We start from the raw sequence: 14,425 nt of genomic DNA, 5'->3' as shown, positions 1-14,425 counted from the left end.
GACATGTAATGTGAATTATGGTTTACCTATTGAAAATTAGTTCCATCCCGGATTTTGTTCAAGTACACCGTTTGACATCGTAATTTCATTCAACGGAATCGGGAACACAAGGTCACGGTTCAGTTGGAATGTGCTGCCTTTGTCACTGGATTCACCCTGGTTTTCCCATTCCAGCGGGTCACGGGTTGCTTCGTTCAAGTTCCATTGTACAAAGCTTCCGTTCGGACCGAGGATGCTGGCGATTACCGGCTGGCCGCTATCGTCTTTCCAGCGGCGGATGTCATACAGACGGTTTTGTTCGAAAGCAAGTTCCAGACGGCGTTCCTGGCGGATGGCATCGCGAAGTTGATGTCCTGTAGTTGTAACAGCCGGAAGTTTGGCACGGGTACGTACGCGGTTCAATGCTTCTTGTGCATCGCCGTCCTGTCCCAATTCGTTGCAGGCTTCGGCATACATCAGCAATACATCGGCAAAGCGCAGAATACGGTGATTCAGCGGGCTCTTGTCGGTATTGTAGACTTCCGGACGGTCTTCAAGCGGCAAGAAATACTTGCGGATTACGCGCGGAGACTTATGTTGGGAGGGGTCGATAATGTAGCAATTAGGATCCCAACCATATTCTTCTATCAGATCTTGTGCATTGGCCACGGTAGAATTGTTCTCTACGAATTCATTGAAACGATTTTCTCCGGCAATTTCGGTACAACCAGCTGTGATGATGGTCCATTTCAAGCGTACCGTATCGCCTGCATCAATAAAAGCTTGTTCCAAATTAGCAGTAGGTAAGCACCAGCTCCAGCCGTCACCAGGTCCGTTACGTGCACCGGTTACAGTGGCAAGCGAACCTCCTAAAGCTAAAGTCGCATGATATTCATATTGTACCTCGAACAGGCTTTCGATGCTGTTGTCGTATTCCACATCCCATACTTGACCGAATTCAGGCAATAAATCGTAAACACCTGAATCGATGACGGTTTTCAATACATCGTGAGCTTCTTGCCATTTTTCTTGGTATAGATAAACTTTCCCTAACAAGCCTAAAGCGGCTCCCTTAGTAGCACGTCCCACTTTTGCTGCCTCATAGCTTTCCGGAAGGACTTCTGAAGCGGCAAGTAAGTCTTCTTCGATAAATTTATAAACTTCTTCTGTTGAAGAACGCGGTATATTGGTTACGTCTTCCGGCTGTAAGAAATCGGTTATCAAAGGCACACCGCCGAAGTTTCTTACCAATTCAAAGTAGAAATATCCGCGTAAGAAGCGGGCTTCACCGACCAGTTGGTCACGTAATTGGGTATCGGTCACATCTACTTGACTGATTTGGTTAATGGCAACATTGCAACGTAAGATGCCTTTGTAGCGGTATTGCCAGAAATTGGAGATAGGGCCGTTGCTGGCACCGTTACCTTGGTAGTGTGCCAATGAGATATAGTCGCTTTGGCTTTGGGTGGTGTTTCCCATCCAGGCATCGTCGCAACACATTTCAGAAAGTAGCCATACTGTATTGATTTGCCACCATCCTCCACAGGTTATATCTTGGTAACATCCCGTAATGTATGATTCGCATTCTTCTACTGTCGTAAAGTAGGAATCCAGGTTTAATTGTCCGCGCACTTCTTCAGTCAGAAAGTCTTCACACGAGGTGAAAGTCAGCGCGGCACCCAATGTTAATATGCTAAGTAAATGTTTCATGTCTGTCAGTTATTAAAATTTAAAGTCAATGCCGAACAAGAATGTACGCGGATTCGGATAAGCGGTGTTATCGATACCGGTATTGATTACGCTACCAGAACTATCAGTGGTACCGTCTGCCATCGGACGTTCGGGGTCCATACCCGAATAACCGGTGATGGTAAACGGATTCTGAGCCGAGAACGAAATGCGCAGTTGAGAACCGCCTACCCATTTTTCGGGCAAGGTATAGCCAATCTGCAGCAATTTGCAACGCATGTATGAACCGTCTTCTACGTAAAAGCTGGATACACGGTTGTAGTTCAAGTTCAGGTCACTGTACGACAGGCGCGGAATGTCGTTGCTGGTGCCTTCTCCGTGCCATGCTTCTTGCAAAGTGCCTGCCCATACGTTCTGACCGTTAGCACCTGAATACAAGCCTTTGGTGATATTGAAAATATCATTTCCGAAAGTGCCGTAGAAGTTAGCGGCAAAATCAATGCGTTTGTAGCGCAGACCGATGTTGATACCCATCATCAGGTCGGGATACGGATTGCCGATAAATGCCTTATCATTGGCATCCAATACGCCGTTGTGGTCCAAGTCTTTGAAACGGATGTCACCCGGTTGTGCGTCCGGTTGAATCAACGTCCCGTGTTCATCGGTATGTGCGTACACTTCTTCCCAGTTTTGGAACAAGCCGTCGGCTACATATCCATAGAAGCGTGAAATCAGACCGCCGTCTTCGTTGCGGATGATAGAGTCGCTGTTGAAACCTCCGGTATAAATCGGACCGTCACCCGAGAACTTGATGGCTTTGTTGCGTACGGCAGACAGGTTGACACCGATGTCATACGAGAAGTCTTTGCCGATTTGGTCGCGCCAGCTCAGTCCCAATTCCCAACCGCGAGCTTGCATGCTGCCGATGTTCATCCATACGGTACTGTTCCAGTTCGGATAACCGATGTACAGCGGAGTTTGTTTCTGATACAACATGTCTTTTGACTTCTTTTGGAAGTATTCGAAGGTAACGCCCAGGCGTGAGTTCAACAATGACATGTCGATACCTACGTTCCAGTCTTCTACGGTTTCCCATTTCAGGTCTGTGTTACCGATTGATGAAACGAAATAACCGTTCGTGATGCTTCCACCGTAAGCATATTGGGTTTGGTCAAGTAATGTTACAGTAGCATCGTTATCAATGGCTTGGTTACCTACGCGTCCCCAACCTCCACGGAGTTTCAGGTCGTTGAAGATTTCCTGATCTTGCATAAATTCTTCAGCTGTGATACGCCACGATGCAGATACAGCCGGGAAGAGAGCGTATTTATTTCCTTTCGGGAAACGTGAAGAACCATCGGCACGGAGGGATGCAGAGATGTAGTAACGGTTGTCGTAGTTATACATCACACGTCCCAAGAAAGAAACCAGTGTGTTGAAGGTCGTTTCACCAAAACCTTCTGCTGTGGTCGGGTCACCGGCATTCACTTCTTGCATCTGGTCCAAGTTATTGGGCACGTTGTCGCGGGTTGCCTTTACATTGTACCATGCATAGCGTTCTGCGGTGAAACCTGCCATCACGTTGAGGTTATGCTTCTCGGCAAAGGTATCGATGTATGTCGCCGTATTGGTCCAGTTCCAGTCCAGCCATTCTTGCGACTGGCGGGAAATATCGCTCAAGTCTTGTTTTTCCAAAGCATCCATATAAAATTGCGGCACGAAGTGGTCGGTGCGGCGGTAGTGTGCGTTGGCACCGAACTGGGTGCGCAAGGTCAGCTTTTCTATCGGGTTAATCTGCAAATAGGTGTTGATAATGGCACCCATTTCGCGTGAGTGATCATTCGCACGTGCAATCGAACCGGCAGGGTTCCATGTCTGGTTGTTGTACGAACGCTGGTAGTTGTTGTACACATTGTCTTCCCATTGGTCTTCGGGACGGAATACCGGAGTTGTTGGGTCCATCGACATGGCAGAAGAGAACTGGTTCGGCGTATCATCCCATGATTCCATACGCGGAGCAATGTCGAATCCGAATTTCACATATTTATTAAAGGTGTATTCGGTATTCAAGCGGGCATTCAGCTTGTCCCAATAACCTACGTCAAACTGAGAATTGCTGCGGTAGTAACCCAAGCTGAAGTTGTACACCAATTTGTCGGTACCACCCGATACGCTTAGCGAATAGTTTTGGGTCAAGGCAGCCTTGTTGACTACGGTATCCCACCAGTCTGTTCCGCCCGGATTGGTCGTTGCACCCGTGTCGTTCCAGTTCGAAACCAGTCCGTCGTTGGTATAACGGGTGTTATACACGTCTTTGTATTCGGAAGGACCGGCTACGTTGGGTTTCGAAATGGTCTGGAAACCTACCGAAGCGGTAAAGTTCACACGGGTTTGTCCGGCTTTTCCTTTCTTGGTGGTAATCAGGATTACACCGTTTGATGCACGTGTACCGTAGATAGCGGCTGCGGAAGCGTCCTTCAATACCTGCATCGATTCGATGTCGTTGCTGTTCAGGAAGTTGATGTTGCCGCTAATCGGCATACCGTCTACTACGTAGAGCGGGTCGGAACCGTTGACGGTGGTGACACCACGGATCAGGACTTTCGGAGTAGCACCCGGACTACCGGCACTGGTTACTTGCACACCGTTTACCTTACCTTGCAACGCATCCATGGCATTGCCCGTAACGGTCTGGGTGATGTCTTCGCTCTTTACGGTAGAGATAGAACTGGTCAAGTCGCTCTTCTTTACGGCACCGTAACCGATGACTACGACTTCGTCCAGCAGCTCGGTAGATTCTTTCATCACCAAATTGATGGTGGTGCGTCCGTTGACCGGTATTTCCTGTGTTTCGTAACCGATAGAGGAGAATACCAATACGGCATCCGATGCTACATTATCTAATGTATAGTCACCGTCCAATCCTGTAATGGTACCTGTGGTTGTACCTTTAATCTGTACCGTGGCTCCGATAAGTCCCAAATTGTCGCTTGCCGAGGTCACAATACCTTTCACCGTAATCTGTTGGGAAAATCCACAAAGACTAATCAGCGTAAAGCAGCATAAAAATAATAGTTGTTTCATATTTTCGATTTTAAAGTTACAATATTAATTAGCCGGAACAATCTTACCACGTCCCAAATGTGCATCGAATTCAAAGCGGTAGTTTCCGCCGATTGTAACAACAGGTTTTACCCAGTTGTCGCCGACGACAGTACCATCTTCCCAACGCTGGTTGGTTCCTTCCCAATTTGGATTCACATTATTCGCCTTACTGAAATAACCGAATTTCTCTGGATTTGCCGAGTCGTCACAACGCCATTCTACGTTATCCCACCAGCCTGCCGGATGGTAGTTTGTGATGATAAAGTTCATTTCACCGGCTTCTTGTGTCCATCTTTCACCTGTAGCAGGATAGTAGAACAAATGTGGGTTATCAGCGTCTTGTACGAACAGATGATTGCCGGCATCTTGAGGAGAACCGCCCCAACCAATATAGAAATTGATATATTCTTGTGCGTTCGCATCCCAGAAAGTATTAGTGCCGTACTCATAGTTAATGGGGTCTGTAGCCTCATCTACCGAATAAGTACGCATTGAGTATGTCAAATCCAGTACATTAAAGTCTATTTCATAATATACACCTGCCTCGTCCAGTACAATAGGCAATGCAGTTTCCGGATCATACGTCAACTTCGTTTCATCATTCGGGTCAATACCGAAGCAAATCGGAGCAAAATCTGTTTTCTGTGGCAAGAAGAAGATTTCGGTACCGGCTTCTTTATTATAATAACGTGCCCGATATTGGTATTCGGCAGGGTGATTAATAAGCATGGGAACGCCAAAGACATCGCTGTTCAGTTCAGCGGTTGTAGCTACATCAGCCAAATACATCTTCGGGAAGTTCTGCATCTCCGATACATTAATCGTACTGGTCACTACAGTCTGGTTGCCTACCGCATCCACGGCTGTTACCGTCATTTCGTAGGTAGCTTCTTCGCTGGGGAAAACAATGCGTTCAGATACATCAATTGATGATTGTCCGGCAGCGTCAACTTGGAAGTTCTCAAATTCGGGAATACTGGGGATATTGATCGTCACATAATCCAATGCACGGTCATCTGTTACTGAGAAATTTAACGTAAAACCTGTCTCTGCTGCAATAAGCACCGTAAGGTCGGAAGATGGTCTGACAGTAAATGTCGGATTCTCGAAGTCTCCGTCCATTGTAACCAATACTTCTTGTGAGGTGGAACGCCCGCCTACGTCTGTAATGGTAACATTAATGGTAAAGCTTTCGCCTAACTCATCGTTTGCCGTTGTAAAACTGTAACTCAAGTCGTACTCCGTTTGAGGCTCTCCATAGATTTCAATTAAATCAATGGTTTTGTTCAAGTATAAGTCTGCACATTGCAGCTGGATGGTTGAGATTCCATCCGCATCGGTCAGTCTGCCTTCAATGGTAAAGGTACGTCCCGCTGCTGACTGGATGTGCAAGGTGTTCATTTCGGCAACTGGTGTTTGCCCGTCTACATCGGGATAAGTGTCATCGTCACTACATCCCGTCACACATAGGCTCATTGGTAGGAGTGCCCATAGTGCCAGATTTAAGAAATGTTTCTTCATGCGATTTATTTTAAAGTTAATTACGATTGCAAATATAGGTAAATCATAAGTTAAAACAAATCTTTAATCGTGCAAATCACATGCATAAATCTTTCAAGAATGCCGTTTGAATGTATTCAGAGCCTGTTTGAATGGATTAACACACGTTGTCGGATTCGTGTTCCCGGCTGGTTGCATATCTGTTTTCAGCCGGATGGCAATGGACAAGAAACAGGCTTAGTTTTATATTCCACGGGCTGAAACGTACATTCCGCGGCGTGGAACGTATATTCCATGGGCTGGAACGTACATTCCACGCCGTGGAATATAAAAGCAATCTAATGGAACAAAGGAAGTCATTTGTTTCATCGGATAAATGTATGGAGGTTCGAAGGCTTTCCTAACCAGAACTTTCTCTCATTGTGATGTAAGAAGCTGTTTTGAATTTCTCCAAAAAGTTTTTCTTGGCTTGATGTATCCGTTTCCGTGTGTGCTTTGGGCGATTTTTTGGTCCTTTCCGCTCCTGTTCTTCGTCAGATAGCCCGCTATCTTCCTCATCACAGAAGCGAAAATGCCTCAAAAACTCATCCCAAATCAGCGCACGATAAATTCAAAACAGCTTCTAAAATAGTGACTGAAATATTTGTTGATAAACGAAAGTTTATCTATTTTTGTTGTATCAATAATGCAAATCGATAATGGAGAAAGAAATTGAAAAGCTGGAATTGCACATTGTCCGACTGGAACAAGCAATCCGGCAAGTACAACGGTTAAAACGAATGGGATTAGCCGATGAAAAAGCGAATCAAAAGATTGATGAATACTTAGATGGTATCATCAAGGCAAAAAGAGAACTTGAAGAATTAAAGAAAAAATAGAACTTACAGAGGGGGACCTCCCTCTTTTCTTAAATTAAAATAATATGGAGAAGAATTTGAAACAAGAACTGGAGTTGTTACGTGATGAGCTTGGCACACCTGCTTTTGACGAACGTTTGGATCGTATGGAAGGTGTATATACATCGGAAGAAGATAAAAAACTAATCGGTGAGTATGTGTCATTGATGTTGGAAGACATAGGAACAGGAGTGGATGAAGTTAATAAAGGGCTTGAGACCTTGCAGGTGGTTAAAAGCATTTCAGACATGATTTCATTCAAATATATCGCTGAAACTTATTTTAAAAAGTCGAAGGCATGGTTCTCGCAACGGTTGAACGGTAATGTGGTGCACGGCAAGGTGTGTCGTTTTACGGATGAAGAAATGCAGACGCTTCGTTTTGCCTTGCAAGATATCAGCAAAAAAATAGGCTCTCTTTCCATTTAGGGTGGTTTTATACTTCCATATAATATGAATCCGCATTCGGGCATAATATATACCCTCTGAAAACGAAGATATACTTCATCGGCAAACGAAGTATATCTTCATTTTCAATGTGGCGGGCTTCCCCTTTTCCTATATATCAGTTTTCATCTGTAGGCAGCATTTCTTATAAGCAGAGCTGCCTAATAATTGTTAACTTGATAAATATTTTCCATTGGAAATTTTGTATTGATGAAAGTTTATTGTTTATTTGCAAAAGTTTCCAATGAAAATAATATAAAACGAAAAATAAAAAGACGTATGAAGATTCTTATTGTAGGAGGAGTAGCGGGAGGAGCCACAGCAGCTGCCCGCATCCGTAGAAATACCGAAGAAGCCGAAATTATCCTGTTCGAGAAAGGAGCTTATATTTCGTATGCCAATTGTGGATTACCTTATTATATAGGTGGGGTTATCGAGGAACGCGAACGGCTTTTTGTACAGACGCCCGAAGCGTTCGGGAAGCGGTTTAACATCGATGTGCGCACGCTTTCGGAAGTGACGGCTATCGACCGGGAGCGGAAGGAAGTGACGGTCCGTACTGCCGAGGGGAAGGTGTATCGGGAAAGCTATGACAAACTCTTGCTTTCGCCGGGGGCGTCGCCCGTGCGTCCGCCTTTGAAAGGTATCGATTCGGAAGGCATCTTTACCTTGCGGAATGTAACCGATACCGACCGTATCAAGCGATACTTGGACGAAAAGCAGGTGAAACGCGCGGCGATTGTAGGCGGAGGCTTTATCGGGTTGGAGATGGCGGAAAACCTGGTGCATGCCGGGGTAGAGGTCTCGGTGGTAGAGATGGCAGACCAGGTGATGGGACCTATCGACTATTCGATGGCTTCGCTGGTGCACGAACATTTGATGCAAAAAGGGGTGAAGCTGTATTTAGGGCAGGCGGTAGAGGCGTTCGAACGGACAGATGCGGGCTTGGGAGTGACCTTCAAGTCGGGTATCCGCTTGCAGGTGGATATGGTGATATTGTCTATCGGAGTGCGTGCCGAAACGCGCCTTGCCTCGGAAGCAGGATTGAAGCTGGGCGAGATGAAAGGCATTTATGTAAATGAATATCTGCAGACTTCGGATGAGGCTGTTTATGCCGTGGGGGATGCGATAGAGTTTCCGCATCCCGTTACGGGAAAGCCGTGGCTGAATTTTCTTGCCGGTCCGGCAAACCGTCAGGCACGCATCGTGGCGGACAACATCGTATTCGGGAACAAGGCAGTGTATGAAGGTTCCATAGGTACGTCCATAGCCAAGGTGTTCGATATGACCGTGGCATCTGCCGGATTGCCTGCCAAGCGTTTGAAGCAAATGGGAATTGCTTACCTTTCTTCTATGACGCATTCGGCTTCTCATGCCGGTTATTATCCGGGTGCGTTGCAAATGGCGGTTAAAGTAGTCTTTTCGCCCCAAGACGGAAAGCTGTACGGGGCGCAGATAGTAGGATATGACGGGGTAGACAAACGGATTGACGAGTTTGCCCTGGTTATCAAGCAAGGCGGAACAGTGTACGACCTGACCCGGCTGGAACATGCGTATGCACCTCCTTTTTCTTCGGCAAAAGACCCGGTGGCAATAGCCGGTTACGTAGCCGGAAATATCCTGAGCGGAAAGATGACACCGCTGTATTGGCGCGAATTGAGGGATGCCGACCTGAGTCGGGTGACTTTGGTGGATGTGCGTACCCAAGATGAATTTGAGTTAGGAGCCATTCCGGGGGCTGTTAATATGCCGTTGGATGAATTGCGGGAGCATCTGGACGAGATACCGCGGGATAAGCCGGTGTGGGTGTATTGCGGTGTAGGATTGCGAGGCTATCTGGCAAGCAATATCCTGAAAGGCCATGGATTTAAAGAGGTGCGCAATCTGGTCGGAGGCATTAAGACGTATAAGGCTGCCGTGACACCGGTAGAATTGCCTTCGGAAGGCACCCCTTGTGTTTCGGCTGGCGGGGAAGAAGATTCTGGAACGGATATGCAGCCAGATAAGGTGATAAAGGTCAATGCATGCGGCGTGCAGTGCCCCGGACCGATACTGAAGCTGAAGCAAGGAATAGAAGCGTTGCAGCCCGGACAATGTCTGGAGGTAAGTGCTACTGATGCCGGATTTCCACGTGATGCAGAAGCGTGGTGCCGTACGACAGGTAATCGTTTCCTTTCGAAAACGGAAGAAAACGGAGTGTATCGGGTGCGGATAGAGAAAGCCCAGGCGGTTCCTGCCGTAGGACAGAAAACGGCAGTTGGCGGGAAAGGCAAAACTTTTATTCTTTTCAGTGATGACCTTGATAAAACTTTAGCTACTTTTGTACTCGCAAACGGAGCGGCTGCTACGGGTGAGAAGGTGACCGTCTTCTTTACGTTTTGGGGACTGAATGCCATTAAGAAGGAACAAAAGCCGAAGGTACGGAAGGATATTTTCGGCAAGATGTTCGGCATGATGCTGCCTTCTGATTCGCGGAAGCTGAAGCTCTCGAAAATGAATATGGGCGGAATCGGTTCGAAGATGATGCGGTATGTCATGAAGCAAAAGGGAGTGGACTCGCTCGAATCGCTCCGCCAGCAAGCCATTGCCAACGGGGTGGAGTTCATAGCTTGCCAGATGTCGATGGACGTGATGGGAATAAAGCGTGAGGAACTGCTCGACTGTGTGACGATAGGTGGCGTGGCGACCTATATGGACCGTGCCGGTGAGGCAAATATGAATCTGTTTATTTGATTATGGAAAAGATACAATGTATATGTGTGATGCGCGACTTGCTGAAGGGGCTTTCCGAACTGGAGAACCGGTTGGAGGAAACTTACGGGGTGTCGCTCAACGAGGCGATGGTGTTGTGTAGTGTGGGAGCGGAAACCGTGACGGCAGGAACCATTATCTCTTGTACGGGATTGACTTCGTCGCATGCTTCGAAGGTTATCCGTTCGGTAGAGGATAAGGGCTTGCTGGCACGCAAGCTGGGCGAGCAGGACAAACGCCAGATGTATTTCACGCTTACGCGGAAAGGAAAAGCTTGTCTGGAGAATATCAAGGAGCAGGGGGTGGAAGTGCCCGAATGGCTGGCTCCGTTGTTTTTTAGGTAACAAGGTCACGAGTTGACAAGGTGACAAGGCTTTAGATACATAGGTCGAACTATTTAGGACCTTGTCAACTCGTTACCTTGTCACCTCGTCACTTCATTAAAAAGAATGAATATCCGCATTTTACCTAATTGACTGTAGGGGCGTATCGTATACTCCCTGAAGGCATCTGCGTGGATAAGTGGACGCATTCGGGCGTATGCGATACGCTCCTACATGGGATGTTTGCGGATATTCAATTAAAAAGTATGAAAAAGAAAAAAGAAGACTGGGAAGTGCCGGGCAATGCCGGACAGGTATTGCTGCATACATGTTGTGCGCCTTGTTCATCGGCAATTATTGAATGCCTGATGCAGCACGGGGTACGCCCTACCATTTATTATTGCAATCCGAACATTTATCCGGAAGAGGAATACCGGATTCGGAAAGAGGAATGTACCCGTTATGCACAGGCGTTGGGCTTGGATATCATCGATGCCGATTACGACCACGAGGCGTGGCGTTGTGCGGTTCGTGGCTTGGAAGGGGAGCCGGAAAGGGGAGGGCGTTGCCTGCAATGTTTCAGGTTGCGTCTGCGTGATACGGCACGTTATGCCCATGAACACGGTTTTACGGTGATTACTACTACGCTTGCTTCTTCACGCTGGAAGAGCTTGGACCAGATTAACGAAGCCGGACGCTATGCCGTAGAACCTTATCCCGACGTGACGTGGTGGGACAAGAACTGGCGGAAAGGCGGGTTGAGCGAACGCCGCATCCAGATTATCAAGGAATATGATTTCTATAACCAGCAATATTGCGGGTGCGAGTTCAGCATGCGGGTTGATTGACAATAGATGATTACGCCAGATTTCCAATCCGCGTGATAGGGAAATATATACAGAACACAGAGACACAAAGACACAGAGTTTTTTAGATTTTTTCTCTGTGTCTTTGTGTCTCTGTGTTTCATTAAAATTAGGAACGGGTTAGAAACCTGCCAGTTCCAGCACTTTGTCTATTGCGGCACTTAATCCGTCGGCATTCTTTCCTCCTGCTGTAGCGAAATGAGGTTGTCCGCCTCCTCCGCCTTGAATCAGTTTGGCAGCTTCGCGTACCAGTTGTCCGGCATTCAGTCCGGCTTTTACTTGGTCATCGCTCATAATGACTGTCAGCATCGGCTTGTCGTCGAAGATGCTTCCGATTACGACGAAGAGGTTTTCGGGGAATTGTCCTTTCAGTTGGAAAGCGATGTTCTTGATGGCTTCGGGACGCATCGGCAGCATGGCTTTGATGACTTTTACGCCATGTATTTCTTTGGCGCTTTCGATAAGTCTTGCCTTTGCGCTTGCTTCGCGTTCTTTCATGAACTCTTCCATTTGCTTTTTCAGTCCGGCGTTTTCGTCCACATATTTCGAGATAGCGGCTCTAAGGTCGGGAGCATTGTTGAAGAGTGCCTTCAAGTCGTTTATGGTATCTTGCAAAATGTCCATCATTTCCTCTACCTTTGCTCCGGTAATGGCTTCGATGCGGCGTACGCCTGCTGCTACCGAGCTTTCGGAGAGAATCTTCACCATACCGATTTTACCGGTAGCTGATACGTGTGTACCTCCACAGAACTCAATGGATGAACCGAATTGTACAACTCGTACTTCGTCGCCATACTTTTCGCCGAAAAGGGCAATGGCACCTAATTCCTTGGCTTTCTCTATCGGAAGGTTACGGTATTCGGTCAGGGGGACATTTTCGCGGATTTTGGCATTCACCAAGTGTTCCACTTCACGCAACTGCTCAGGCGTTACTTTCTGGAAGTGTGAGAAGTCGAAACGCAATGATTCCGGTGTAACCAACGAACCTTTCTGCTCTACGTGAGTGCCCAATACTTGACGCAATGCTTCATCGAGCAGGTGGGTACAAGAGTGGTTGGCAGCGCAGGCAGCGCGTTTGTCGGTATCCACACAAGCCATCATCGGAGCATCAAGATGCTCGGGAAGTTGCTTGGCAATATGAATCGGAAGGTTGTTTTCTTTCTTGGTATCAATGATTTCGATGGTTTCGAATTCGCTGACCAGTACTCCCGTATCGCCTACCTGACCACCGCTTTCAGCGTAGAATGGCGTTTCACTCAACACGATTTGGTAAAGGGTTTGGTTCTTTTGCTTGATTTGACGGTAGCGCAAGATGCGGGTTTCGTATTCGGTATAATCGTAACCTACGAAATGCGTCTCGCCTTCTTCCAGTATAACCCAGTCGCCTGTTTCAATCGCAGCGGCATTGCGGGCACGCTGTTTTTGCTTTTGCATTTCGATATTGAACTCTTCTTCGTTGACTGTCATTCCGTTTTCACGCAGAATCAGTTCGGTCAGGTCAAGCGGGAAACCGAACGTATCGTAGAGCGTGAAGGCATCTACGCCACTGATTTCAGTCTTTTGGGCTGCTTTGGCATCGTTCATTACCTTGTCAAGCAAGCGGATGCCGGTTTCCAGTGTACGCAAGAAAGCTTCTTCTTCTTCTTTGATGACTTTTTCGATAAGCGGCTGCTGTGCTTTCAGTTCGGGATAGGCTTGTCCCATGTTTTCTATCAGTACGGGAACCAGCTTGAACATAAAGGCTTGTTTCTGTCCTAAGAACGTATAAGCATAGCGTACGGCACGGCGCAAGATGCGGCGGATGACGTAGCCGGCTTTGGCATTGGAAGGAAGCTGTCCGTCAGTAATCGAGAATGCGATGGTACGGATGTGGTCTGCCACTACGCGCATGGCTACATCTACTTTCGGGTCTTTGCCATAGGTCAGTCCGGTTAAGTCGCCGATGACTTTGATAATCGGTTGGAATACATCGGTGTCGTAGTTAGACTTCTTTCCTTGCAGTGCCATGCAGAGGCGTTCGAATCCCATACCCGTATCAATTACTTTGGCGGGCAGAGGCTCCAGGCTTCCGTCGGCTTTGCGGTTGTACTGCATGAACACGAGGTTCCAGATTTCAATTACCAGCGGATTGTCTTTGTTGACCAGTTCACGTCCGGGCACTTTGGCTTTCTCTTCTTCGGAACGCAGGTCGATATGGATTTCCGAGCACGGTCCGCAAGGTCCTGTATCGCCCATTTCCCAAAAGTTGTCATGCTTGTTTCCGTTGATGATGTGGTCTTTGGGCAAATATTGTTCCCAGTATCCGGCAGCTTCGTTATCGCGTTCCAATCCTTCCTCGGGGCTTCCTTCGAATACGGTAGCATAGAGGATGGAAGGGTCGATTTTCAATACATCTACCAGGTATTCCCATGCCCAGCCGATGACTTCTTTCTTGAAATAGTCGCCGAATGACCAGTTGCCTAACATCTCGAACATGGTGTGGTGGTAAGTGTCGTGTCCTACTTCTTCCAAGTCATTGTGTTTTCCACTTACGCGCAAGCATTTCTGCGAGTCGGTCACACGTTTGTACTTGGCAGGATGATTTCCCAGAATGATGTCTTTGAACTGGTTCATGCCTGCGTTTGTAAACATCAGCGTAGGGTCGTCTTTGATGACCATGGGTGCAGAAGGCACAATCTGATGTCCTTTTGACTCAAAAAACTTTACGAATGAGTCGCGGATTTCATTTGCTGTCAACATATAAGTCTTATTATCTTGTCGTTAATATTCTCAAAATCGATTTGCAAAGATAATTGGTTTTATTATTTTTGTCGCTACGTTTGAGGCAAAACTTGAAGCTTTGCCTATTAATTTTCTTCAAAAACAGTGAT

The 14,425-nt window shown here is 47.1% G+C and carries 9 protein-coding genes; 5 read left to right on the top strand and 4 right to left on the bottom strand.

Features of this window, described 5'->3' with window-relative positions; all coding sequences use genetic code 11:
* Positions 1–36: 36 nt before the first annotated feature.
* Genes BACSA_RS07525 through BACSA_RS07515 form a run of 3 tightly spaced genes read right to left on the bottom strand, consistent with a single transcriptional unit; the run spans position 37 to position 6,294 of the window.
* The gene (locus BACSA_RS07525; RefSeq protein ID WP_013617510.1) at positions 37–1,689 is read right to left on the bottom strand and encodes a RagB/SusD family nutrient uptake outer membrane protein; all 1,653 of its coding nucleotides are present in this window, start codon (positions 1,687–1,689) and stop codon (positions 37–39) included.
* Between the two features lie 12 nt (positions 1,690–1,701).
* Entirely contained in the window at positions 1,702–4,752 is a 3,051-nt protein-coding gene (locus tag BACSA_RS07520) for a SusC/RagA family TonB-linked outer membrane protein (protein ID WP_013617509.1), read from the bottom strand.
* A 24-nt stretch (positions 4,753–4,776) separates the two neighbouring features.
* Positions 4,777–6,294, bottom strand: a complete 1,518-nt coding sequence (locus BACSA_RS07515; protein WP_013617508.1) for a hypothetical protein — start codon at positions 6,292–6,294, stop codon at positions 4,777–4,779.
* Between the two features lie 677 nt (positions 6,295–6,971).
* Here BACSA_RS07515 and BACSA_RS07510 point away from each other — a divergent pair.
* The 5 genes from BACSA_RS07510 to BACSA_RS07490 all read left to right on the top strand — a co-directional run bounded on the left by BACSA_RS07510 (position 6,972) and on the right by BACSA_RS07490 (position 11,537).
* Positions 6,972–7,151 (top strand): hypothetical protein, encoded by a 180-nt coding sequence (locus tag BACSA_RS07510; protein WP_013617507.1) that lies wholly within the window; start codon positions 6,972–6,974, stop codon positions 7,149–7,151.
* A gap of 44 nt (positions 7,152–7,195) precedes the next feature.
* On the top strand, positions 7,196–7,597 hold the full coding sequence (locus BACSA_RS07505; protein WP_013617506.1) for a DUF5053 domain-containing protein: 402 nt from the start codon (positions 7,196–7,198) through the stop codon (positions 7,595–7,597).
* Positions 7,598–7,894: 297 nt separating this feature from the next.
* Positions 7,895–10,348 carry an FAD-dependent oxidoreductase gene (locus BACSA_RS07500; protein ID WP_013617505.1) on the top strand — a complete coding sequence of 818 codons (2,454 nt, stop codon included), beginning with the start codon at positions 7,895–7,897 and terminating at the stop codon, positions 10,346–10,348.
* Between the two features lie 2 nt (positions 10,349–10,350).
* Positions 10,351–10,710 (top strand): winged helix DNA-binding protein, encoded by a 360-nt coding sequence (locus BACSA_RS07495; protein WP_013617504.1) that lies wholly within the window; start codon positions 10,351–10,353, stop codon positions 10,708–10,710.
* Positions 10,711–10,955: 245 nt separating this feature from the next.
* Complete coding sequence (locus tag BACSA_RS07490) at positions 10,956–11,537, top strand: epoxyqueuosine reductase QueH (RefSeq protein ID WP_013617503.1); 582 nt, start codon at positions 10,956–10,958, stop codon at positions 11,535–11,537.
* Between the two features lie 138 nt (positions 11,538–11,675).
* On the opposite strand, the gene alaS is transcribed toward BACSA_RS07490, so the two are convergent.
* Complete coding sequence (alaS, locus tag BACSA_RS07485; RefSeq protein WP_013617502.1) at positions 11,676–14,294, bottom strand: alanine--tRNA ligase; 2,619 nt, start codon at positions 14,292–14,294, stop codon at positions 11,676–11,678.
* Between the last annotated feature and the right edge of the window lie 131 nt (positions 14,295–14,425).

This window comes from Phocaeicola salanitronis DSM 18170, from assembly GCF_000190575.1.
Taxonomy (GTDB): Bacteria; Bacteroidota; Bacteroidia; order Bacteroidales; family Bacteroidaceae; genus Phocaeicola; species Phocaeicola salanitronis.
Note: the sequence above shows the minus strand (reverse complement) of the source record. Positions and strands in the feature narration are given on the sequence as shown.